Source organism: Sorangiineae bacterium MSr12523 (assembly GCA_037157775.1).
GTDB classification, from domain to species: Bacteria; Myxococcota_A; Polyangia; order Polyangiales; family Polyangiaceae; genus Pendulispora; species Pendulispora brunnea.
The window spans coordinates 9,591,468-9,614,948 of record CP089982.1; the positions used below are offsets into that span (position 1 = coordinate 9,591,468).

Sequence of the window (23,481 nt, forward strand, 5' to 3'; positions counted from 1 at the left end):
CTCCTTATCGGCCGACGATTCTACGCGGACATTGGTAGCCGCGGAAGAAGCCACCCTGCAGAGGATTTTGTTCGCGTGCCGGCTTGATATCGAGCTTCACTTGTGCAGGAGGCTTGGTGCCCCTGATGTCGAACGTCGCGATCAGTACGGCTTTGTCGCCAGCCGTACCTCGTGTGATCTCGGCGGCGTCGAGCAAGTGGAACAAGCCGAAATCGCCTTGGCGCCCGATCTCCTCGTTGAGCCCTTCGCCCCTGACCCGAAGCTTCGCACCGTGGGCGCCTTTTCCGGGCCAGGTGACGGTGAGCCAGCGCTCGGGCTCGTTGCGGTAGGTGCGGTTGACACCTTCCACCTCGAAGTAGACCTCCGCCACCTTCTCGCTCACCGAGTGCAAGTTCACGTCGAACACGACGCCCGGTTCGACCTTCGCGTCGGTGCTCTTCGGAAACACAGTTTCGGTGATGTCCCAGCCGCGGCTGAGGCAATTGTTCATGAACTCGCCCTCGAACGGAACCGCGGAGCGGAGCCGCCGGGAGGCGGAGAACTTGTTGCCGCTGTGATCGATCATCGACTTCAACGTCGCGTCGTAGAAGCCCCAAAGAGCGCCGTCACCGGGGCGGAAGAACTCGACGAAATCCGCGAGCGGAGCGTCCGGGCCGGAACTCGAGAAGGGGTAACGGCCCATCAACTTGGGCTGCCACTTCGCCTGCCAGACCTCCGTTTCCCATTGTCCGCCGGCGATCTGCCCCGAGCCACCGACGACGACGTTGGCCGCCAGTTGGATCGGGTTGAGCAAGAGCGGCGAGAGCAGCGGGCGCGTGAAGCCGTCCTGCTCCGTGAGCAACTGCGTGGTCTGCCGCGTGGCGTCCTGGAACTTCGCGGTCGCGGCGCGCGGATCCGCCTCGCGCTCGTTGTCGCGCAAATCGGTCAGCGCGGCCACCAAACCCGCGAGCAAGGTTTGGTACTGCGTGAGGCCCGTGGGCGCCGGAAGCGAGCCCTCGGGGACCTCGGTCGCGGGAAGGCCAAAGCGCAGCATCGGCCGGAACGCAATCTCCACCGGAGAAGCCGCGACGCCCGGCTTCTTCGCCCCGCCGCCCAGCCCGAGGCCGCCGTCGACGACCTGCTTGGCCTTCTCGTCGGCCTTCTTCTCGGCCACGTCCTTGATCTTCTCGAGGATGCCGCCGTCCGCGCTCGGATCGGGCTCGGACATGTCGAGCATGATGTGCTCGCGCATGACGCGCATCAGGCGCAGGTACGGCCATTCGGGCTCGCTGAGGGCGCTGATCTCGTCGAGGGCGAGGTCGGAATTGCCCGGGTCTTGAACCTGCAAGTCCGCGAGAAAGTCACGCCACGAGTTCTTGTACCGCTCGAAGTACAGCTCGCGCAGTTTGGCGATGGCCTGGTCCTCGGCGCCGGCGTCACCTTCTTGGAGCACCCACTTTTCCGCGGCGAGCTTCGCGCGCTGCATGCCGAGAAGGTCGCGCACGCGCAGCCACCCGTTCTTCGTGTAGGCGCCGTCGACCTTTGCGCCGCGCTTCGACTGAATGAACGGTGCCACGCTGCCGTAGAAGATGGTCTCGCGCCGGATGGGGGCGATTTCCACGTTCGCGTCGCGCACCAGCGATTCGTAGAGGCGCTCCACCTGCGGCACCTGCGCAAGAATGGATCGCGACTTCGACACCACCGTCGCATCGATGCTCCACGGCTTGATGGCCTTCCGCTTGAGGAGCTCGAAGTAGTACGCCACGTGCGGAAGCAGCAGGTCTTCTTCGTTGGGCACGCGGGTGTGCGCGGTGAGGGCCCACTCGTGCACGAGACGCGGCGCCGCCCACTCGGAGTTCATGTGCTCCGGCTCGCCCATCATCAGGTACAACTTGAGCGTGTCGTAGTCCTTGCTGAAATTCTCGTTCGTGCGCACCGGCCCGCTGTCCATCGAGCGAAGCCGCGTCTCCAACTCGGTGTGCGCACGCGCAACGGCCACCCGGGCCAGCACCGCGCCGTACAGATCGCGCAGGCCCTCGTCGAGATCGTCGCCGGTGTACATGCCCCAGCGCAGATTCAGCGGCGGCGAGCCTTGCTCCCACGCGTCGAGTTCTTTGAGGCGCACTTGCGCGGCATCGAGTTGCGGCGAACCGTCCTTGAGGCTCGTTCCCTCGCCCCATTTCACGGATTGCACGCGCGTTGCGATGTCTTGCGTCGAGCTGACCAGCTCGCGGTTGCGCAGGAAGGTGAAGAACGCAGGCAGCACCAAGCACGCGCCGAGGAGCACTGCCGCCAGGGCGAATGCGCCGCGGGTCAGGAATCGACGTTGGCGATCGGCCTCCGTCCGGCCCGCGACGCTCTGGTCGCGGAACATGACCTTCTGGAACACGTCGGTCAAAAAGAAGCTCTTGGCCTCCGTCTGTTGCGGACGCAAGGCGGCGGCGTTGTGGCCGCGCATGCCGAAGGCTTGGGCCATCGACGCGACCACGCGCGCGGTGGGCGTGCCCATTTGCGTGCCGCTCGTGAAGTAGACGCCGCGCAGGATGGGCGTCTCCTGGAAGCGATTCTTCTGGAAGAGCGACTGCAAGAACAGACCGACATGGTGGCGCAGCGGGGCGAACTCCAACGGGAATTCCGCGATCTTCTGCCGCATCTCCACGCGCCGCTCGCGGCGGAAGCTGCGCAACGCCCGCGCGTGCAGCGTCTTCACCAGGTCGGCGAACTCGCGCTCGAAGGCGCCGCGCGGATCGTCCGTCGTGTTGAGCGCAAAGCTCATTCCCCAGATTTGTCCGCGCTCGCTCTTGCGCAGATCGTCCCAGAACTCGACGAAGCCCTGCACGAGGTCGCACTTGGTGAGCACGACGTAGATGGGGACCATCATCTGGATGCGAGTCGCAATCTCGTCGACGCGCGCGCGGATGCGGCGTGCGACGTCGTCGATGCCTTGGTCGTGCGACACGGCGAGATCCGCCAGGCTGATGGCGACGATCAATCCGTTGATGGGCCGGCTCGGTCGGTGCCGTTTCAGCAAATCGAGGAAGGTGAGCCACTCGTCCTGGTCGTTGGTCTCGGTGGCATACCGACCCGCGGTATCGAGCAGGATGGCGTCGTTGGTGAACCACCAGTCGCAATTGCGCGTTCCACCCACGCCCCGGTACGCCGACTGCGCCGTGTCCATCGGAAAGACGAGGCCCGAGTGCTTGATGGCCGTGGTCTTACCCGCGCCCGGCGGTCCGACGATGATGTACCAAGGAAGCGCATACAGCGCCGAGGCTCCACTCCGTGATCCGAGCTTGCTCTTCTTGAGGGCCATGATGGCCTGCTGCATTTTGTTCTGCAGCTCCATCACCGCTTCGCGCCGATCGGGCCGGGTGCTGGCGATTTGCGCCTGCCCCTGCTGGAGCATGGACTGCTCGAGATCGCGAGCCGCCGTGTAGCGCAAATAGAGAATGAGCCCCGCCACGAGTGCGCCGATGAGGAGTACGGCGGCCGTGAGAACGAGCTTGATGACCAGCGAAATCGCGAAGAACCATCCAATGAGCCAAATGGCAAGAATGGCAGCGACGCTCAGTGCAATGGAAATCCAGAGAATCATTTCGTGCTCGTGGCGTAGGACTTCATCTGCTTCGTGGCACTGGACGCACTGAGCCCGATGATGACTTTGAGACCAATGAAGGCGACGATCGCGAGGGCCACGATGCCGATGCCGATGCGAATGAGCGGCATGTCGCGGGTGAAGAGGTTGCGACCCAAATCGGGCGGCTCTCCGTGCGGGCTGATGATGTCACTCGAAGGCACGAAGCGATCGAGGGCGGCCGCGGTTTGCTCGATGACCTGGGCCAGACCTTCGCCGCCGGCCATCTGGTAGCGACCCTGAAAGCCCATGGCGAGGCAGAGGAAGTAGATCTGCAGAACGTGCGCGCGGTGTGGCTCGTTGCGGAGAGCTTCGAGCCGGCGGAAAAAGCCCTCGCCGGCGGTGTTCTCTTGAAAATAGGTAAACTGCAGCGAGTTGGCATTCCACTCCGCGCGCCCCGGCCACTGGCCGCGGAGGATCTGCTCGTCCAAGAGCGCGACGATGGCATATTGCGCATCGCGCACGTCCTCCGGCGGGATGTTCGATTCGTGGGCGCGCCGGCCCATTTCGTTGAACATGCCGCGGCAGGTGTTGCGCAGCGCCTCGGGCGCGGGCAGGTGCTCGCCCTGTGCGAGCTGCGGTGCGAAGGCCAGCAAGTCGGCGCATGCCCAATACATGGGTGCGAGCAACGGATGCTCGGTGCGCGCGATGTTTGCCACCGGTGCGGGCGGCGCAACCGCCGTCGCCGCAACGGCCATGGTGCCCTGCCCCGCGCCTTTGGGTGCAGGAAGTGGTGCGGGTGCGGGAGCAGGCGGCCGCACCTGCACTTGGTGCGGGGGAGGCTGAGGGTGGGGGGAAAGCGACGGCTGCGAGGGCCATGCGGGCTGGCCGGGGATCTGCGGGGGCGGCGGGGTCCCGTATTGTTGCTGCGGCGGGCCGCCGTAAGGCTGCTGCGGATGCGCCCCAGGCGGCGGACCATAGGGCACGCCGGGCGGGGCGTGCGGGGCCCCGGGCGGAAATCCTGGATTCTGCTGCGGGGCGTACTGCCCGTACTGCTGCTGCGGATACGGCTGTTGCTGCTGTGGGGAGGCCCCGGGACCGGCTTGCGGCTGCTGCGGGCGCGGCTGTCCCTGTCCCTGCGGCTGACCCTGCCCCTGCGGCTGCCCCGGCTGTTGACCACCCGGCGGAGCGCCCTGATTCGGTGAGAATTGAACTGTGCGGCTCACTTCTTCCTCTTCTTCATCGGTCCGGTCGATGGGAAGTCATCGACGTGATCCGTACCGTCGTCGACTTTGCTCCCGTCGATCCAGAACGCGAGTTCTGCGTTTTGTACTGGGCGATCCGTGCAGTCTTCGTCTTCGCACGTGCCGCACTTGCCCGGATCGGGCTGCGGCGGCAGGTCGAATGCGGAATACCAAGCCTTGCCCCGAGGATTGTGGAACAGAGCGACGGCGGCGACATACTCGACCCCCTCGGCGCGATCGAACTTCAGATCCGCGCGGGTCGCGGGGTAGGCCTGGACCTCGTTCATCTTGACCAGATCTTCGGCCAACGTCTCTTTGTCTTGATGCCAAATCTGCTCGAAGCTCGCGTTGTACAAACGCGTGTCGCCTTTGAGCTGGTACACGCGGATGACCACCGGGCGCGCCTGGCCTTCGTCGGTCGTGTTGATGCTCGGAGACGCGAGCACCGAAACCGTGACGTGTTGAGGCTCACACTTCGCAGGGGCCGCAGCCGGCGGCGCCGCAGCTTGGCCTCCACCGCATCCCAGAAATGCCATGCACCCTGCAACCGCAACCACCGTTCCGACCCGCACGACCCCTCGCAGCATCATTGTTCCTCCGAAATGCAGACAAAACCGTTAGCATCGTCCGTCGCAAGGCGAAGCTTTCGCGTCGCCTTGCCGCTGGCGATACCTTCGAGCAAAGCGTTGGAGACGAGCGGGAGGATTTTCCCGCGAAGGATGTGGTCCACGTTGCGCGCGCCGCTTTCCACCTCGCGGCAACGGGCAGCGACGGCGTCGATCACCGCGTCGTCGATCACCAGCTCGATGCCGTGCGATTCCCGCGTGCGCGTGGCCACCGCGCCAAGCTTCATGCGGGTGATGCCCAAAAGGGCCTCGGACCGGATGGGGATGTACGGGACCACCGTCATGCGCGCGAGCAGCGCGGGCTTGAAGTGCGCGCTCAAGGTAGGCTTGACCAGGGAAATCAAGTCCTCGTGGCCGGGCACCTCGCCCGCCGAAGGGTCAGCTGCCTGCGTGATGAGATCCGTGGCGAGGTTCGACGTCATGATCACGACCGTGTTGGCGAAGTCGATCACGCGCCCCTCACCATCGGCCAGCATGCCCTTGTCGAAGACTTGATAGAAGAGGTTCATCACCTCGCGGTCCGCTTTCTCGACTTCGTCCAGCAGAACGACCGAGTAGGGGCGCTGGCGTACGGCCTCGGTCAACATGCCCCCTTCGCCGAAGCCCACGTACCCCGGGGGTGAGCCGATCAGGCGAGAGACGGTGTGTTTCTCCTGGAACTCGCTCATGTTGATGGTGACCACGAAACGTTCGCCACCGAACAAAAGGTCGGCAAGGGCCAGCGCCGTTTCGGTTTTTCCGACGCCGCTGGGGCCCACCAAGAGGAATACGCCGAGCGGCGCACCCGGAGCCTTGAGACCGGAGCGCGCGGCGCGAAGTTCACGCGCGATGACCGAGAGGGCCGGATCTTGCCCGCGAACCCTCTGCCTCAGGCGATCTTCGAGGGAAAGAATCGCGGCGACATCGTCCTGCACCATGCGGCCGACCGGGATGCCCGTCCAGTCGGCCACGATGGTGGCGACCAGTGTCTCATCGACATCGGCAAAAACGACCAACTCTTCGCGCGGGATGGCGCGAAGACGGCCCAGGGCAATGCGCAGGTCTTCCAATTTGGCGGCGTGCTCGGCAGTCGCTTGAGTCGCGGTTTGGGTCGCAGAAGGCTCTTTGGCCTCCTTTCCTTCGTCTCCTCCTACTTCGGCCTTTCCGGCCCCGAGGTTGCCAATTTTCGCGACGTCGCGACGAAGCTCGTCCACGCGCTGCACGAGGGCCCGCTGCTCCGCGAGGCGCGTTTCCAGGGTGGCAACGCGTTCGCGCAGCTCGTTTCGCTTGGTCTCCGCGGCCTTGCGCCCTTCCTCGTCGACCACGACGCCGGCCGCGTGATCCCGCCCGAAGGCGCCGATCTCGCGTTCCACCGCCGCCAGCTCGGCCCGAGCATCCTCCAGCGCCGCCGGAGGTGCACCCCGGAGCACGCGCACGCGCGCCGCGCTCGTGTCGAGAAGGTCCACGGCCTTGTCGGGGAGCTGGCGCCCGGCGATGTAGCGGCTCGACAAGGTGACCGCGGCCCGCACCGCCTCGTCGCGGATGACGACGCCGTGGGCCTCTTCGAAGCGCTGCGCGAGCCCGCGGAGCATGAGAACGGCCGCATCGATGCCCGGTTCGTCGACCTTCACCGGTTGAAAGCGTCGCTCGAGGGCGGCGTCTTTCTCGAAGTACCGCTTGTACTCGGCCCACGTGGTCGCGGCGATGGTTCGCAATTCGCCACGTGCGAGCGCGGGCTTGAGCAGATTGGCCGCATCACCCGCGCCTTGCGCACCGCCCGCACCGATCAACGTGTGCGCTTCGTCGATGAAGAGCACGATGGGCTTCGGCGAGGCTTTCACCTCGGAGATGACCGACTTGAGTCGGTTTTCGAACTCGCCTTTCACGCCGGCGCCGGCCTGCAGCGACCCCAAGTCGAGGACCACGACCTGCGTGTCCTTGAGGAACTCGGGCACGTCGCCCTCGGCGATGCGCACCGCGAGGCCCTCCACGAGCGCCGTTTTTCCGACGCCGGGTTCGCCCACGATGATCGGGTTGTTCTTTCGGCGCCGGCAAAGGATGTCGACGACCTGCCGCACCTCGCCCTCGCGCCCGAACACGGGATCGATCCCGCCTTTCTTGGCACGCTCCGTCAGGTTCGTCGTGAAGCGTGCAAGCGCGGTATCGCCACCTGCACCGGGCGCAGCTCCCCCTGCCGACGCGCGTGCTCCGCCGCCGCCGGACCATTCGGCGTTGGCATCCTCGATGGCCTCGGCGCTTTCTCCGGCCAGGATCAAAAGGTTTTTGCGCAAATCATCCGTCGGCAGGCCCTCGAACAAAGTGACGTCGAGCGGCAGGTAACGGCCGGGCGCGTGCAGGAGGCGCACGAGGATCGCGCCGGAGCGCAGGCGGGTCGCGTGAAGTTCGGTGGTCGCGTAGATCCACGCATCTTGCAGCAGCTCGAGGAGCAGCGGGCTGAAACCCGGGCGGCCCGCATTGCCGGTGCGCAGCTCCGTGAGGCTCTTGTGCAGGCGCGCCCGCGTGCGCGACGGGTCGATCTGGAAGCGATCGAGCAGCACGACCAAGTCGCTCTCGCGCACGTCGAGCAGCGCATGCAAAAGGTGCTCGACGGTGACTTCGTAATGCCGCCCCGTGACGCTCGCCCCTGCGGCGGCCTCCAGCGCGCGACGAGAAACGGTATTGAGCTTTTCGAGCAGAGCCCGCGGTTCGGCAATCAGCATGTCATCACCGGTTCTTGGAGCGCCGGCGTCCGGCCGGCTAAAAAGGCGCCGGCGTCCGGCCGGCTAGGATTTGCGACTACTTCTTTTTCTTCGGTTTCGATGAAGCGGGGGGCGTCGGGGCCGGCGTGGGCGCCCCTGCATCCTCCGGAGCGCGAATGGTCAAAAGTGCTCCTGCCTTCAAAGGGGCCGCTGGGTCGAGTGCGTTGTCGGTGACGATCGTCACCGGTGAGACGCCATAGGCGCGTGAGAGACCCTCGAGCGTATCCCCTTCTCGCGCGCGGTAAAGGATGCGTCGCTCGGAACCGGAGCCCACCGCGACACCATCGTTGATGGGGCGGGCGGCGGTGGTTTCAGCTGAGCCGCCATCGACGTTGGGCAAGTTGCGCTTGCCCCAGTCGAAGCCCGAGCCCGCACGTCCTTCCATGCCAGGATTCGTCGAATAAAGAAGCGGCATCAACACTTCTTTGGCGCGGGCCAGTCCTTCCGTCGGCAGATGAACGACCATGGCGAACTTGGTCGAAGGCACGGTGTCCGACAGATATTCCGGATTCAGGTCGCGAATTCGATCGAGGCTCGTATTCGCAGCCCGCGCCACCACCGACAAAGGTGCGCCACCGGGAACTTCGAGATCACTCGTGCGGATCGGGTCGTCGAGCTTCATGCGATCGAGCCCGAAACGAGGGAGATTTCCCAGCACTTGCGCGGTGGCCAGCACCTGAATCACGTAATCCTTTCCGTCGGGCGTGAGGACGTCGTACGACGTCCAGAAGTCCGTCACGGAGTGCGCCGCGATGTCCGATACCGCCGTGCGATATCCGATTCCATATGCATAGAGCGCGAGCTCCCAGCTGCCAAATCGTTCTCGCAGGTCGGCGAGATAATGGGCAGTTGCTTCCGTGGAAATCGCGACACTGCGGCGCTCATCGTACTTCTCGAGAAGGGCGAGGCCGTATGCGGTCGCGACATCGGGGGTCAGTTTCCAGATGCCCACGGCGTCACCCGTGGCCTCGGTTGGCGAAATACCGCCATCGGTGACCGCGAGCACCAAGAGTGACTCGGGGACCTTCCATGCGCGAAGGATCCGCGAGATGTCATCGCGATAGCGCCCGGTTCGTTGAATGCGCTCGCTGAGCCTTTGGCGCGTTCCGTCGGTTTGAACGAGGGAGGCGGTCGCGTTGTCGACGTTCACATCGTCGCGCGATGCGAGATCGCTGCGCTTGAGGGCCGTGGGGAGCTTCTTCGTGTTCCCGGGGGTCGCGCCCTCGAAAAGCGAGGCCTTTCGCGGCGGTTGCGCCTTGGGCGGAATGGGGGCGCCACCGTCGAGGGAAATACCTTGCACGACGGCCCGCAGCTCAATCGATTCGCCGCCGGCGGCGACGCCAATCGACGGCAGAGTCGAAAGGCCGCCGCCATCGGGTCGGGCGAGGGTCCCCGCATCCATCGCGACAGGGCTGAAGAAACCATGCAATGCGGCGCGGACACTCGGGCGTGTCAACGCGATGCCGGCCCCCAGCAGCGGCAGCGCTCCAATGACCCCAACGAGCGCATAAAACGCAGGCTTACGCATTCGGTGGACCAGAAGGTCGCACGCCATCGGCAACCGTGGCAAGGGCAGCAAAGCTATTCATCCTTCCACCATCTTGAACGAGCTTGCCTTCGACGTTGGAGTGGTTCAGCGTCGTGGGGTGACCCACGCCGTACAGCTCCGCGTTTACAACGTGGTGGACCACCGCAGCTTCGAGCACACGACCGATCGCCTTCCCGTGCCGATCGGGCGTGATCCCAAAGTCTCCGCATGCATTCTCGAGGACGACTTGAAGGTGTCGCGCATGCACGCCCAGGTCGATCTTCGCGGAGACGAGCTTCTCGTTCGCGACGCGGGTAGTGCCAATGGCACTTATGTAAATGGGCAGCGCCTTCCCGATCGGTGGGTTTCACTCGGACCTGCCAATCAGGAACGCGAGATCCGCATCGGCAATTGGAGCATTCGCGCCCAGCGCAGTGCGCCGCAGGCGGTGCTTCCGGGACAGACATCGTTCGGCGCGGACGATGGGTCGGTCGTCGGCAATTTCAGCGAGACGATGGGCGTCGACTCGATGAGCGCGGCCGACTTCATGGCCCAGGCCGCTGCCGTCGCGAAAGGGACGAACACGGGCGCGCAGCGCGCGGCGCAGATGACCGAGGCGCTGCACGTCTATTTCGAGAGCTACGAGGCCGCAGCCCGCGAGCTGTACACGCGCATCGCCACGCAGTTGGAGTCGCTGCCGCCGGCGGCGCGCGCGCCGGCGTGCCATCAGATTCAACAGGCGTTTCCCACGCTCGCGGGCAACGACGCGTTCGTGCAACTGTTTCGTCACTATGGCGTTGCCGTGGATGGTTCCGGGCAGACGCCGGAGGGCGTGGCCCTCAAAGCGGTGCGCTACCTTTCGCAGTGGTACCTCGGGCGGCCGGCCACCACGCCGCCGGAGATCATCGCGTTCTGCGACAAGGTCCGGCAGGCGGTCGACGAGCTGCTCCTCGGACACGTGCCGCTCTTGGCGGGGTTGGAGAAGTTCGAACAGCAGATGGCGCTGTCCGAAGGGGAGGAGCAATTCCAGTTACCGGAAACGCCCGCGGAGTTCTCACGCGCGTTGTTCGATTGGAACGATCCGACCGATCGCGCCTCGCGCGCACTGCGACGGAGCTTCGCCGATTTGATGGTCCATCAAGTGGGCATGCTCAACGGCGTCATGCGTGGCGTGAAGGCGCTGCTCGTGGAGCTCGCGCCCGAGGCGATTCATCAAAGCTGGCGCGACCGGCAATCGAAGCGCTCCGCGGTGACGCGGCTCATAGGAAGCTGGCGCCGCGCGCCCGAAATCCTGGAGATCTATGCCAAGCGCTACGGCGATCTCGCCGACGAAGAGAACGAGCGATTCCGTCTTATCTTCGGGCGCGAGTTCGTCGAGGAGTACAAGCAATTCGCCCGCGAACAGGGCTCGGAAACCTCCCGCGCCGCCGCCCTGCACGCCGCGCCAACCCACCAACTCCCCGCGGTCACGGGACAACACCCGCAACAACACGGCGGGTATCCGCGCTGACGAAGAAGAAGATTCACAGGGAGGCGGGGAGGCGGCTGATGATTGGTTCCATCGTCGCTAGCGCAGGGAATTTCTCGCGTCGCCGGCCGCTTTGCGAGGCATGCAGAGCGACGGCGATCGGGTTTGGGCGTGGGAAGAGTTTAGGCGGCTCGAAGTCGATGACGAGAGGCTAAGGCCACGGACAATGCGGATGGTCCGCCGCGCCATGGAGCGCGGCGGCGGCCGTATTTCCGAGGTTTTCTGCGATGCGGCGGAGCGCCAGGGAGCCTACGACCTACTGGAAGGTGCTCGGGTGTCCGGCGAAGCCCTCATGGCTTCGATGAGCGCTGCATGCGTCGAGCGCGGTGATGACGGCGAATTTGTGCTCATCCCCATCGATGGCAGCAACATTCGAGTCGTCGATCGCGACAAGCGCACCGACCTAGGTCTTGTAGGTACCTACACCAATAATGCACGTGGGCTCCAGGTTGTCAGTGCGCTCGCCGTTACAGAGCACGGTACACCGCTCGGGCTATGCGCGCAGACCTGGTGGACACGCTCAACGAAGAAGAAACCGCGTTCTCACTCGACATATCGTCCGGTTCACGAGCGTGAAAGTCGTTACACCGTATGGACGATCCAAGATGCCTTGCGCAGTTACTCGCAGAGCAAATGTAAGCCATGGATCGTCGTCGACCGTGGCGGTGACGCGACGGTCATCCTCGATGAGCTCGTCCGAAGCAGGGCAAGATTCACCGTGCGCTGCTCATGGAATCGGTGCGTCGGAAACCGGAATACCCAGGCAAAACTTCGAGGCGTTCTCGCCAATCAGCGGGTGCAGGCGCACTACACGGTGCATGTTCCACCTGGTCACAAACGGAAGGAGCGTCTCGCGCGCGTGGCAGTGCGACGAGCATCGGTCGAGCTCAATCTGAAGCACGACTGGCAGGCGAAACGTTCCAACCCGACGCTCAACGTTCTTTGGATCCACGAGAGCCGGCCTCCACACGGAGAAAAGCCACTCGATTGGATGCTTTACACGAACAGTCCCATCGAGACGGTGAACGATATGCTGCGCGTCGTGCACAGCTACACGATGCGCTGGCGCATCGAGGACTTTCACAAGACCTGGAAGTCCGGCCATTGCCGAGTGGAAGAAATACGGCTTCGCTCTGCGGCCGCGGTCAGGACTTGGGCTACGCTCCTCGCTGCCGTGGCTACTCGAATCGAACGCCTTAAACATCTCGCCCGTACAGAACCGGACCTTGCCGCCACCGTCGAGCTCTCCGACATCGAACTCGACGCGCTCAAGCTCCTCAAGCGCCAGCAGAAAAAAAAGACCGAGGTGGTAGGAGACGGAGTTCCGACCATCGCCGTCGCCGTGCGGTGGATCGCCGACCTTGGTGGCTACACAGGCAAATCCTCCGGAGGCCCGCCAGGTGCTACTACCATCGGCCGAGGACTCGAAGACCTTGCAGTTGCGGCCCGAGTCCTCTCAATGGTCCGCGAAAACCCGAAAGAATTCGGACTCGCGCGGATGAAGCGATGAATGGTCAGGGGGAGGCGGGGAGTTTTTTTGGGATTTCAATTGGCCAACTGGGCGAACTGAAAACCCCAAAAATCCTCCCCGTCTCCCCGCCTCCCTGTGAATTCTCTTTATGTCACCTCGATGCGGCGGGATGCATCCGTCCGGGTTTCGAAACGGACGGGCGAGGTGTGATCCGGGAGCACCATCGAGGCGGTGATTTCGAATCGAACGACCAGGTCCGGCGTTTCGCTCGGAATGTGCCGCACGCGAACGCGGGTGAGGCGCGGTTCGTACTTCTCGATCGTGTCTTTGAGCGAGCGGGCCAGGATATCGAGCGCGGCCGGGAACGAGTGCACCATCTCCGAAACGTCGGGCACGCCGTAATCCGGGCGCGTGATCATGGTGCCGATGCGCGTTCCGCACATCACCCGAAGGTGCGCCAAAATGGCGTTGCGGAGCGCGCGATCGGCTTCGCTCGCCCCCCCCTCCTGCGCGAGGGCAGGCTCGCGCAGGCGACTACGCAGAGGGTGTATCGGCACGAATTAGGCCCCGGGCTGGTACCAGTCGTCGCTCGTGGCGGTGCCCGCCTCTTTGTTCTCGACCTCGATCTTCCGGAAGCGGAAGCCGACGTCTTCGAGGTGCATGACGTCTGCCTCTTTCGCGGCTTTGGTGGCGTTTTCCGAGTAGCGGTCAACGGAGACGATGGTCGCGTCGGTCAGCTTGATCTGCTCGACCACGATTTCGTTCTTGCCGTCGGCGGCGCGGGAGACCACCTCGATGATGACCTCCTCGATGACTTCGTTCGTCCAGTGCGCCTGGAGGATCTGCGGGGAGGACGCGCCCCACTCCTTGGTGATGATCAGCGGCTTGTGTTGACGATGGCCCTTGGCCTCACCGCTATTCACGTCGGTCGGGACCAACGATGCCATTTGGAACTTGACGCACGGAATGAACTTTTCGCTGCGCCCCTTCTTCTTGGTCTCGGGTTTGAACTGCTTCTGATTCTTGCCCTTGATGGCAACATAAAACTCGAACGCCATAACGAACTGCCTCCCATGGCCTTCTGCGAAGGCCTTGCTTGGAACCTACGAACGACCGAGACGATTGCGCGAAGCGTATCTGTGCCGGCACGCGACCTTCAAGCCGCTCTACATACCTTTCGTCCTTTGGACGGAACAGTTGTGGATTTCATACGTGCTTCAGGTGGGTTTTCTGCGCCTAAAAATAACCCACTGGAAAGCGTCCAGATGAGTAGTGCCAAGTTGCTTGCTTCGTGTACCTTTCGCCCAATGCGTCGGTCATCGTTGACTCTCACGGCCGCCACGGCGGCGTTTTCAACATTGGCGCTCACAGCCCTTTCCGCAACGGGGTGCTCGAAAACTCCCCCGCCGCGGACACGCATCGAGGATCAGTCGAGGAAAGTCGCGCCCTTACCGGCCTGCATTCTTTACTTGCCGTCGCGTAAGAACGAAGCGGCGGGCACGGCGCGGCGCTTGAAAGACGAGCAGGTCTTCAAGTTGGTCTTCCCCGGATTCGACGAGAACCAGAAGGCGCTTACGAAGTCGCCCACCTGCACCGGGCAAAACATCTTCGACGACAAGGTGCTCGCCGGCGGTACGCCCAAGGGCGGTTGGCCGATACGCATGCAAGAAGGGCAGATTACACAGGGTAGCGGCGGCGATCGCATCAAGGTCGTGTGGCTGCGCCTGCAGGAGTGGCCGGACGGTACCGCAGGCGGGCCGCTCGCCATCATCCGCGGCTCGGAGCACTTCGCGGAGTTGTACGCGGTGGTGCCCTTCCGCGGGCGACCCGACAAAGTGCGCCTCGGCACGGAACGAATGGGCGGAGAGTTGCTCGTCACCGCCGAGGAAGATGGGTGCACGGGACATCAAGCGGGGACGCCCTGCGAGGCTTCGCTTCACATCTTTTTGCCGCGGCAAGGCACCTTGCAGCGGGTGGTCGACGTGCCCGTGGAGCGCATTGCCTATGGGTCCGATCGCGAGAAGGGCACGCAGGGGAAGCTCGAGTTTCACATGACGTCGGCCTCGCGCGTTCAACCGGACGGCATTCACCTGGCCGAGCAGGTCGAGGTGAAGGACGACGGCGGCCAGGTGCTGCGCAAAGCGGAGCTCGATCGCGTGTTCAAGCTCACCGAAACAGGGCTCGTCGCCAACGAGGGTTCGCTCTGGGAGCGAATCGCTAAGCCCGAGCCGGAGAAGGCGGAGAAGCCCGAAAAGACCAAGTCACCGCCTCGGCGCCAGCGCTGAGTTCGATCCGGACGATCATCGGGGGGTCGTCCGGAGAACGCTGCCCCAACGCCGCCGTTCCGCCGAGTGCCGCCTCGTCATTTCCGAGTTCGAGGCGAGGTTCTTCGCCGGGGCGAACCTCGATTTCGACGGCCACGTCGACGAAGCCACCGGTCACCTCCTCGATGACGTAGCGAAAGCGCGCGTGGTCTGCACCGCTCGGGACGAGGCGCGCCAAGGTGGCGCGGCCCACCGGCGCAATCCAGAGGACGAGCAAGCCGGCCTGCTTCGTGAGCACGCCGCCGAGCACGACCTCGCCGAGAAGATTGCGCCGCTCACCGAGGCGGGTCATCTCCGAGGGCGCGAGCTCGATATCGCGCCACGGTGCCTCGAGGACGGTGATGGCGAGATCGGGAAACGCGAGGCTCAATGCCTGGACGAGGGCGTCGCGCCCGCGGGGACGCTGGGCGAAAAGGCGCGCGCGACCGAGGCGCATGAGCGGCGCGAGCGCGGGGACGTCCGCGGTGAAGGATGCGCCGCCCACCAAGGAAAGCGCGCGACGGGTGGAGGCATCGCGCCCGCCTGCGGAGAGGCTCGGCGAGAGGCCCACGCGGCGCGATGCGCGCAAAAAGAGCGAGATCAACCGATGGTGGAAGGCGTCGTAGAGGGCGAGCACGGCATCGTCGTCCTGCTGCGCCGCACGCAGAGCGTCCTCGGTGAAGAAGCTCGCCAGCGGCGAGACGGAACCGACGACGCCGAGAAAGCTGGTGGAGACCTCGAAGATGGGAGGGCTCTTGCGGCCGGTGAACTCGTCGTGCTCCTCGACGATGCGAAGCTGGGTGACATCGCCCGCGTGAAAGACCGGTTGAATGTCGTGGCGAAAGCGAATGCGCTCCGCGCGCGGCGGCCCGAGCTCGCCGACGGGCACCGCCTCCGGGCCAATGAGTCGCTCGAGGTGATCGATCAAGGTCGAGAAAGGCACGCGGTGCGCGGTGCGTACGAGCTCGTCGAAGTGCGTCCCCTCGCCCGCGGCTCCGCGCTCGGTGGCGGGCGAAGTCTCGATGGGTTCGTCGTATTTCATGGTGCGCGCGTTCCCCGGCGGAAGTCGTAGGCGAAGAGCAGCTGGCCAGCTCGATCGTGAAGGTTCAAGCGAATCGAGTCTTCTTCGTTCGCGGCGCCTGCGAGCAAGAGCTCGAGCACCTCGCCGAAGAGAAAGAGATCGCCCGCGCCGGTGAAGCGCGATTCGTCGACGTGAACATCGAGTTCGACGCCGATGCGCGCGACGGCCTCGCTGGTGAGATGGGTGCGGCGCCAGCGCACGTCGAGGAGGGCCTCGAACTCGTTGGCGTTCTCCTTCGCACCGGGCCACCTTCCCCACGCGGGCAGGTTGGCGCGGGCGAGAAGCGCGGCAAGCTCGCTCCGTTCGGCCAGCGACGGCAGGCCCAATTTGAAATAGCGGAAGAAGTGCCAAAGGCGATCGCCATCGAGCACCGCCGGCGCGGCCCGCGTGACGGGGGTGACGTTGCGGAAGGCCACCACGGCATTGGCCGCGTTCGCGCCCTCGCTCACGTCACCGATTTCGAGCCGCGCGGCACGACGGAGCTGCGTGGTGACCAGGGCCACCTCGAGATCGCCGCCCGGCGGAATCGCCTTGATCGCGGTGCCGAAGCTCAAAACGACGTCCAGCTCGGGCCCGACGGCCGAGCGACGGCGGTGCAATTCGTAAAAGAGGGTGCCATCCTCCGTGCCGTCGAGCGGCGGCGGAATGAGCGATGCCCACGCTGGCACCGGCTTGGAGCGCAGGGTCCCGCGTTCGACCACCGCGATGCGCTCGACGGAGAAGATCTCCGTGTCGTCGCCGGGCACCATCGCTCGCAGCGACCAGCGCTCCTCCTCGGGCTCCGTGGAGACGGTCATCACGCGCGGCGCGCTGAGTTGCACCGTCGGAACGACGTGAAGCTTGACCGAGGTCGCATCGAAGGCCACATGGCTCGGCAGGGGTTCGGCCAAGCGGATCTCGACCTCGAAGGCGCGCCCCTCCCCCAGCTCCGCGAGCTGCAGTCCAAGGAGCTGCAGCCGCGCGAACTTGTTCGGAAAGGCGAAATACTCGCGGGCGAGAAGCAGCGGCGTGCCCAAGCGGTGGCGACCCGGCAGGTGCGGATCGGCAAAGCCCGGCCTTCGGAAGGTGCGACCGTCCCCGAGCGAAATCTCGCGGCCATTGGCGCGCACGGTGATGGCCTCGGTCTTTCGAACCAAGTGGGCGCGCAGGTCGAGGGCTTGGGAGAGGTCCGCGGCGAAGTACAAACTGAGAGAATCGATCTCGGAGAGCTTCACGCCCTCGAAGAGCTCGATCGAGAGACGAAGCTGCCGCCGTTCCGCGCCGAGCGCCTCCACGCCGCGAAGGACGATGGGCTGCATGACGCATTCTTCGGTGGTGGCGAAGGAGCACACGATGCCCTCGACGGGGCGGCTGTCGAACCGGCGACCTTTTTCGATGGTCTGCCGGGTGCGGGCCTTGAGGGTCGGCTCGAGCTCCAGCATCGTGCCGCTCGGAAAGGCTCGAAGGAGCGCCGGGCAGAGCGTCTCGATGACGGGGTGGATCACCTCGGGAAGCTCGTCGTCGATGCGCTCGCGCAGGCGCGCAAAGCTGAAGGCGAGGCTCTGAACCAAGCGCGAGACACCGGGATCGGCATCGCGTCCGAGGACGGGGGCGACGCGTGGGTGCGTGCGGCCGATCTCCTCGCAGAGTTGGTAGAGGTAATCGAGCTCGGTCTGAAAGGTCCTTTCGAACATGATTTAGATCGTCTCGTCGCCGGTGCGTGCGGGGAAGGATACGGTGCGCCCGGTTCCTTCGAAGCGTGCACGCGTCCGCGCGAAGGAATTGATCTTCGCGTCGTGGGCAAAGAGGCGCGCCAGCACGGAGGCGAACACGTACGCATCGCCCTCCCCGTCGAGACCCGCTTCGTCGAGGCGAATGTCGATGTCGCTGCCCTGCCGCATGCCACGCTCGCCCGCGAGGTTGGTCATGGTGCTCGCCACGTCGACCACCGCGCGAATGCGGCGGAGTGCGGTAAGGCCTGCCGGGCCATTCACGGTGGTGTGCAGGTTGAGCAGGTGCAGGAGGGTGCGCAACACCTCCACCTGACGGCGCGAGGAAGCGCTAACGGCAACCATCGCCAAAGAGCGACGCTGCAGCGGGCGTCCTCCCGGCGGGGCCCGATAGGGCGTGACCGCGGTGATGTTGCGAAAGACGAGCTTTTTCGGCGTGCGGCCGCCGGCAACCTTGATGTCGCCCACGCCGAGCGCCATCGGCAGATCCCGGTTGGTGGCGAGAAGATCGAACGACACGGACTTGACCGGGGGCACTTGGTTCGCCTCGCGCGGGAGTACGAAACGGACGCTGGTATCTTCCTTCTGCCCATTTCCGTGTAGCGCGCGCGGTGAGCGGCCGACGGCGTAGAAAATCTTGTCCTTCGGGGCCGAGTTCACCTGCGCGAGGGCCTCGAAGTCCGTGAGGGGCGGGATCGGTATGGTGGCATTGCGCTCGGCGCACCAGCCTTCCGCGCCCAAGACGCCGTACACTTCGCCGTGATCGGGCGCGAGGCCCGCCGGGCGAAGCATGTGGGAAGGCCGCTCGATGCCGGGACGCACCGGCTCGGCGGTGGTTTCGAAGACGTTCACCACCGGAACGCAATTGGTGCGAAGCGATTCGCGGGTCACGCTGAGGTTCGCAGGCAGGGCGCGCCCCAGCTGGAAGGTGACGGCCACGGTTTGCGCCGGCCCGAGCGAGGTGGTGAGCACGGTCTCGTTGGCGCCGTTCGCGGAGAGCTCGACGAAGGCGAACTTCGACGGCAAGAGGAAGTACTCGCGGACCAGGCGAAAGCCGACGTGCTCCCAAGGTTCCGGCGGCAAGAGAGCCTCGGCGGCATCGAGCCCCCACATCCGCAGCGCGGTGCCGGGAAGGCGCAAGCTCGGGGACTGCGGCGATTCACCCGCCGTGATCTCGATCGACTCGACGGTGGAAAGCGCGAGAAGAAGCCCGAACGAGGACCGCGGCTCGCCGGCCAGATGAAGACGCAGCGGAAACAACGAGGCGAGCGTCTCGTGTTGGCTCTGCGTGCGGCGACGAAACACGACGCGCAACGACTGCCCTCGGTCCTGCGCCCACACGAGCTTCGCGTCGGCGACCTCCCACGGAATGACGCGGGAGGGGGCGAACGCGCGGAACGGGCAACGGACGCCCTCGACCGGGACGCTCAGAAATTCCGTGCCTGCGGGGACATCCGTCGGACGGTCGGCCGCCATTTCGAGGATGGCCGCACACGGGAACGGACGCAGCAGCTCGGGGGAGAGGATCTCGGCGAAGGGGTCGGCGGCGCGCTTGGCGGCGGAGTCGATCAGTTCCTCCACCTGCTGCACGAGGTACTGAAAGCCGTCGATGAGCCGTTCGACGTCGGGATCGTCCGATGGGGCGGCGAGGCCGGGGGCCAACGCGGGGTGGGCCGCGGCAAACGCTTTGGACAGGGACGCTATGGCCTCGAGTTCACGGGAAAAATCGTGAGACACGGCAAACGACGTTACCCGTTTTCGTGCGGGAGCCCACGTTCCACAGCGTCGCGGTCGCAATTGTCGCGACGGCGCGAAAATGACGAACGGCCGAGGTCGAACCGACATCGAACGAAGTGTGGTCAACAGCCCTGAAAACGCGCACGTTTCCGCGGTCATTCACATGATGACTCAATTGATGTCCTTGGTACACCCACCCGCCCATGTGTATGCTTCCCTCGCCCTAATGCAGAGTCCGCACGAATTGCGCGGACATCATCGCGCATAGGGAAAACAGCTGGGAGGCGAGGATGCGCAAGAAGGTCGGAATCGCTCGGGCAGGATGGGCGGTGATGTTGGGGATGGGCACGCTGCTGACGGCGGCCGGATGTAGTTCGGCGGACGACGTGGCCCAGGACGAGACGGCGCAAGACGACAGCGAGCTGACGGCTCGGGGGGGTCACAAGCGAAGCTGCGGCACCCGCAACGTGGACGACGCCGAGCAGGATCGCGTGAACCAGGCCATGGCGGCGCGGGCGAGCAACTTGGTCGCACCGGCGGCGCTCACGACCATCAATGTGTACGTGCACGTGATCAACAAGGGCTCGGGGATCGCCAACGGCGATGTGCCGCAGTCGCAGATCGACGATCAGATCGCAGTGCTCAACGAGTCGTACGGCGGGCAGACGGGCGGCGTGTCGACGAACTTCCGCTTCGTCCTGGCCGGCGTCGATCGCACGACCAATGCAACCTGGTACACGGTGGGTTACGGCTCCTCGGCCGAGACGCAGATGAAAACGGCGCTCCGCAGGGGCGGCGCGCGCGATCTGAATCTCTACACCGCAAACCTCGGGGGCGGTCTCCTCGGGTGGGCCACGTTCCCGCAGGATTATTCGCGCTATCCGAAGGACGATGGCGTGGTCGTGCTCTTCTCGTCGCTACCCGGCGGCAGCGCATCGCCATACAACGAGGGCGACACGGGCACGCACGAAGTCGGCCACTGGCTGGGCCTGTACCATACGTTCCAGGGCGGCTGCACCAAGACGAACGACTCCGTTTCCGACACGCCCGCAGAGAAGTCCGCGGCCTATGGCTGCCCGACGAGCCGCAACACGTGCACCGGCTCGCGCTACCCGGGCAACGATCCGATCACGAACTTCATGGACTACACGGACGACAACTGCATGAACGGGTTCACCGGCGGACAATCGACCCGCATGGACAACATGGTGGCGACGTACCGCTAATCGCGATCAACGGCCGAAGAAGTTCACATGGAGGCGGGGAGGCGGGGAGTTTTTTTGGGTTCCAATCAGCCCAGTTGATTGGTTGGAACCCGTATTCCTCTCTCCTCTCTTCATCATTGTTGAAATCGGCTTTGGAGTGAGGAATTGCATATCATCATTGCGCCATATGCTCCTATCGCCGGATCTGCACGATTTCGTGCGGACACGCTGCGCATAGGGAAACCATTTGGGAGGCGAGGATGCACAATAAGGGCGGAATCGCTCGGGGCGGCTGCTCCACGTCGAACTGCATGAACGCGTTCACCGCCGGACAGTTCACCCGCATGGACAACATGTGGCCACGTACCGCTAAAGAAGAGAATTCACATGAAGGCGGGAAGGCGGGAAGGTCTAGAGGTTTTCCAATCAGCCCAGGAGACTACTTGGAAACCTGAAAAGAAAGCGTTCCGCGCCATGCGCGCCGGCCGTCCTTCCCGCCTTCCCGCCTTCATGTGAATCTCTCTCTCCTCTTCATCCTTGGTGGAAGCGCTCGCCGACGGCGACGGCGGCGGTGAGGGCGGCTAGGGCGGTGAGGAAGAAGTACGAGCCGACGAACATGGGGCGGCCGAGAACGCAGAAGACGAAGAAGGTCATCATCGCCGAGAGCGCAAAGGCGTAGCGCGTGCGCGGAGCACGCCACGCGGCGACGGCGGAAACGATGGCTGCGGAGAGCAGGCCGGGGGCGGCGCGGGGAACGATGCCGTAGCGGTGAAAGAACCAGTTGGTGGGGGTCAGCCCGTCGATGGTCGATTGCGGATGGCCGCCATAGAGATCCAACACGACGCGAAGTGCGGAGCGGTAATCCCAAATTGCGAACGGGGTCACGGTGAGGGCGGCCGCGAGGACGAAGGTGAGCCACTGCAGGCCACCAAAGCCAAGCAAGATGGCCAGAGGAACGAGCCAGACCAGGCTCTGTTTGGCGCTCAGCGCGACGCCGAGGAGTGCGGCGGTAAGGGTCGGCCGCCGGCGCAGATGCGCGACCAAAGCCAGCGCGACGAGCGCCACGGGCAGCATGTCCGTGTAGGACTGCTCCACGAAGAAATAGGCCTTGGGCGTGAGCCAGAGCATCAAGGTCGGGGCATCTTCCGCGAGGCCCGGGAACGGAAGCGACGATGCGGGCCGAAAATCCGGCGTGGCGCGCGCCCGACGCGGGCGGATCGTCGAGGCGGCAAGGGCCGCGGCCTTCGCGGTGATGGGATCGAGGTGCGCGCTCGGCCTCATGCCGCGGTGGGCGATGTAGCGCAACGCGAAGCCGGTCACGACCAAGGTGACGAGGGGCGCCCAGCGAACGTCGCGGGCAATGGCGAAGGCCAGCGCGCTCGCGTAGAGCACCGTGGGAGGATCGCCGGGAGACGCCGCGGATCGATAGGGGTTCTCCCCGTGCAGAAGCGCGCGGGCCGCCTCGGTTTGGACGTCGAAGACGCCGCCGTGCGGGCGCGGCGACAAGAGCATGACGCTGATGCCACCCAGGATGAGAAACAGCGCGAAAAGACCGAAGCGCACCTCGCTCCAGAGGCGACGTTCGGGAACACCCCGCAGAATGGACGGGAGGTACGATGCGAGCAGCACGACCTGTCCTGCGTGCGTCACGCGGATGAAGCGCGGCACCTTTTCGGTGTCGAGCAGAAGGCGCGCGTCCGCAAACGTCGCGATGACGAAGACGGTCAGCGCGATGGTCGCCAAGGTGAGCATGGGCCGCGCAGAATCGTGCTGGAAGGTGCGCTTGGCCACGAGGCGAGCAAACTGCACGACGAGAAGCGCACCACACGCCACGACGAGGATGAATGGCGTCTCACCGAACGAACCTTCGTTCAGCCCCACCGTCATGAGCAGGACGAGGCCGAACACATAGACGACGATGAGCAGCCAGCCGATCTCCCGCGGCAAAGTGGGCATGCGGATCACGTGGAATGGATGAGACTATGCGAACGCCGAATGCGATCGCTTACGTGAAGTGTCGCACGGCCAGAACGACGAGCCACACGACGAGGCCGAGCAAGAGGAGTCCCACGACGATACCGCCGATGGCCCAGCCGATGGCGGAAGTGGGTGGATCCATCAAGATGGGCGGCGGGGGCTCGGCCCATGCCATAGCCGGCTTGGCCGGCGCGTACCCCGGTGGACGCTGCGGCGCGAACGTAAACGACGATGGCGCCGGGGGCTCGACGTTGGGGGCCCCCTGATTCGCCGCAGGTGCGGGCGATGGAGTGGGCGCGGGCATGGGCACCGGCGTTCCCGCGGCGGGCGACACGGAGGGTGGCGCCACGTCCACGGAAATCGGGGCTTCGTAATAGGGCTCGACCTGCAGGTCTTCGATGTCCTCCGGCTCGAGCGAGACGGGGGCAGGCTCCTCCTCGAGATGGCCCGCGGGATAACTCGGAGAGCCCATCGCCGGTGTCGGCGCGTCGTGTTGTGTCAGCGTGGTGAACGGAGGGCGCACCACCGTGGGATTCTTCGAGGAGGGGGGTAGCCCGGAGAGTTCCACGGTATCGAGTGACGGCGCCTGCATCTCCAGGGTGGCCATGGGAGAGATCGCCGGTGTCGGCTGCGGGGCACGCGGGGCCTGCTGCGGGGCCGTTCCTGGAACGCGGGGCGGCAAACCGGCGCTTTGCTCGAGTGCGTCAATCAGGTGCTGCGGAAACTCGGTGACGACGGTGGACGCATCATCGGCAGGCGGAACGGAGTCGGATGCAGGCAT

Annotated in this window: 16 protein-coding genes; 4 read left to right on the forward strand and 12 right to left on the reverse strand. The window is 65.0% G+C overall.

Annotated elements, in window-relative coordinates; translation table 11 throughout:
* Window positions 1-4: 4 nt before the first annotated feature.
* From tssM to LZC95_37430, 5 genes are all read right to left on the reverse strand, one after another.
* Complete coding sequence (gene tssM, locus LZC95_37410; GenBank protein WXA92119.1) at window positions 5-3,574, reverse strand: type VI secretion system membrane subunit TssM; 3,570 nt, start codon at window positions 3,572-3,574, stop codon at window positions 5-7.
* Window positions 3,571-4,779 (reverse strand): type IVB secretion system protein IcmH/DotU, encoded by a 1,209-nt coding sequence (gene icmH, locus LZC95_37415; protein ID WXA92120.1) that lies wholly within the window; start codon window positions 4,777-4,779, stop codon window positions 3,571-3,573. The genes tssM and icmH overlap by 4 nt, the downstream gene beginning before the upstream one ends.
* Window positions 4,776-5,387: a type VI secretion system lipoprotein TssJ gene (tssJ, locus tag LZC95_37420; protein WXA92121.1), complete on the reverse strand. Its 612-nt coding sequence runs from the start codon at window positions 5,385-5,387 to the stop codon at window positions 4,776-4,778. The genes icmH and tssJ overlap by 4 nt, the downstream gene beginning before the upstream one ends.
* The gene (gene tssH / locus LZC95_37425; GenBank protein WXA92122.1) at window positions 5,384-8,122 is read right to left on the reverse strand and encodes a type VI secretion system ATPase TssH; all 2,739 of its coding nucleotides are present in this window, start codon (window positions 8,120-8,122) and stop codon (window positions 5,384-5,386) included. The genes tssJ and tssH overlap by 4 nt, the downstream gene beginning before the upstream one ends.
* A gap of 76 nt (window positions 8,123-8,198) precedes the next feature.
* Entirely contained in the window at window positions 8,199-9,689 is a 1,491-nt protein-coding gene (locus tag LZC95_37430) for a transglycosylase SLT domain-containing protein (protein ID WXA92123.1), read from the reverse strand.
* A gap of 73 nt (window positions 9,690-9,762) precedes the next feature.
* Between LZC95_37430 and LZC95_37435 the strand changes: the two genes are divergently transcribed.
* Both LZC95_37435 and LZC95_37440 read left to right on the forward strand, forming a co-directional pair.
* Window positions 9,763-11,199, forward strand: coding sequence for an FHA domain-containing protein (locus LZC95_37435; protein WXA92124.1), 1,437 nt, complete (start codon window positions 9,763-9,765; stop codon window positions 11,197-11,199).
* A 184-nt stretch (window positions 11,200-11,383) separates the two neighbouring features.
* Window positions 11,384-12,727: an IS4 family transposase gene (locus LZC95_37440; protein WXA92125.1), complete on the forward strand. Its 1,344-nt coding sequence runs from the start codon at window positions 11,384-11,386 to the stop codon at window positions 12,725-12,727.
* A gap of 107 nt (window positions 12,728-12,834) precedes the next feature.
* On the opposite strand, the gene tssE is transcribed toward LZC95_37440, so the two are convergent.
* On the reverse strand, window positions 12,835-13,245 hold the full coding sequence (tssE, locus tag LZC95_37445; GenBank protein ID WXA92126.1) for a type VI secretion system baseplate subunit TssE: 411 nt from the start codon (window positions 13,243-13,245) through the stop codon (window positions 12,835-12,837).
* A gap of 3 nt (window positions 13,246-13,248) precedes the next feature.
* Window positions 13,249-13,746 carry a type VI secretion system tube protein Hcp gene (gene hcp, locus LZC95_37450; protein ID WXA92127.1) on the reverse strand — a complete coding sequence of 166 codons (498 nt, stop codon included), beginning with the start codon at window positions 13,744-13,746 and terminating at the stop codon, window positions 13,249-13,251.
* A gap of 411 nt (window positions 13,747-14,157) precedes the next feature.
* On the opposite strand from hcp, the gene LZC95_37455 reads away from it, so the two are divergent.
* Complete coding sequence (locus LZC95_37455; GenBank protein ID WXA92128.1) at window positions 14,158-14,973, forward strand: hypothetical protein; 816 nt, start codon at window positions 14,158-14,160, stop codon at window positions 14,971-14,973.
* On the opposite strand, the gene tssG is transcribed toward LZC95_37455, so the two are convergent.
* The 3 genes from tssG to tssF (LZC95_37470) are packed head-to-tail and all read right to left on the reverse strand — an operon-like array spanning window position 14,906 to window position 19,518.
* Window positions 14,906-16,033, reverse strand: coding sequence for a type VI secretion system baseplate subunit TssG (gene tssG / locus LZC95_37460; protein ID WXA92129.1), 1,128 nt, complete (start codon window positions 16,031-16,033; stop codon window positions 14,906-14,908). The genes LZC95_37455 and tssG overlap by 68 nt on opposite strands.
* Window positions 16,030-17,745, reverse strand: coding sequence for a type VI secretion system baseplate subunit TssF (gene tssF / locus LZC95_37465; protein ID WXA92130.1), 1,716 nt, complete (start codon window positions 17,743-17,745; stop codon window positions 16,030-16,032). The genes tssG and tssF (LZC95_37465) overlap by 4 nt, the downstream gene beginning before the upstream one ends.
* 3 nt (window positions 17,746-17,748) lie before the next feature.
* Complete coding sequence (gene tssF, locus LZC95_37470) at window positions 17,749-19,518, reverse strand: type VI secretion system baseplate subunit TssF (protein ID WXA92131.1); 1,770 nt, start codon at window positions 19,516-19,518, stop codon at window positions 17,749-17,751.
* Between the two features lie 290 nt (window positions 19,519-19,808).
* On the opposite strand from tssF (LZC95_37470), the gene LZC95_37475 reads away from it, so the two are divergent.
* Window positions 19,809-20,744, forward strand: a complete 936-nt coding sequence (locus tag LZC95_37475; GenBank protein ID WXA92132.1) for a zinc metalloprotease — start codon at window positions 19,809-19,811, stop codon at window positions 20,742-20,744.
* Window positions 20,745-21,254: 510 nt separating this feature from the next.
* Here LZC95_37475 and LZC95_37480 read toward each other — a convergent pair.
* Together LZC95_37480 and LZC95_37485 are read right to left on the reverse strand one after the other, a co-directional pair.
* On the reverse strand, window positions 21,255-22,679 hold the full coding sequence (locus LZC95_37480) for a hypothetical protein (GenBank protein WXA92133.1): 1,425 nt from the start codon (window positions 22,677-22,679) through the stop codon (window positions 21,255-21,257).
* Between the two features lie 49 nt (window positions 22,680-22,728).
* A complete protein-coding gene (locus LZC95_37485) occupies window positions 22,729-23,481 on the reverse strand; it encodes a hypothetical protein (GenBank protein WXA92134.1) in 753 nt (250 codons plus the stop codon).

Excerpts from the sequence above, each read along its gene's own strand:
- tssF (WXA92130.1), bottom strand. The coding sequence starts at position 17,745 with ATGTTCGAAAGGACCTTTCAGACCGAGCTCGATTACCTCTACCAACTC.
- LZC95_37480 (WXA92133.1), bottom strand. The coding sequence starts at position 22,679 with ATGCCCACTTTGCCGCGGGAGATCGGCTGGCTGCTCATCGTCGTCTAT.
- tssJ (WXA92121.1), bottom strand. The coding sequence starts at position 5,387 with ATGATGCTGCGAGGGGTCGTGCGGGTCGGAACGGTGGTTGCGGTTGCA.
- LZC95_37430 (WXA92123.1), bottom strand. The coding sequence starts at position 9,689 with ATGCGTAAGCCTGCGTTTTATGCGCTCGTTGGGGTCATTGGAGCGCTG.
- LZC95_37475 (WXA92132.1), top strand. The coding sequence starts at position 19,809 with ATGCGCAAGAAGGTCGGAATCGCTCGGGCAGGATGGGCGGTGATGTTG.
- LZC95_37485 (WXA92134.1), bottom strand. The coding sequence starts at position 23,481 with ATGCCTGCATCCGACTCCGTTCCGCCTGCCGATGATGCGTCCACCGTC.
- tssM (WXA92119.1), bottom strand. The coding sequence starts at position 3,574 with ATGATTCTCTGGATTTCCATTGCACTGAGCGTCGCTGCCATTCTTGCC.
- LZC95_37440 (WXA92125.1), top strand. The coding sequence starts at position 11,384 with ATGCGGATGGTCCGCCGCGCCATGGAGCGCGGCGGCGGCCGTATTTCC.
- tssH (WXA92122.1), bottom strand. The coding sequence starts at position 8,122 with ATGCTGATTGCCGAACCGCGGGCTCTGCTCGAAAAGCTCAATACCGTT.
- hcp (WXA92127.1), bottom strand. The coding sequence starts at position 13,746 with ATGGCGTTCGAGTTTTATGTTGCCATCAAGGGCAAGAATCAGAAGCAG.
- tssG (WXA92129.1), bottom strand. The coding sequence starts at position 16,033 with ATGAAATACGACGAACCCATCGAGACTTCGCCCGCCACCGAGCGCGGA.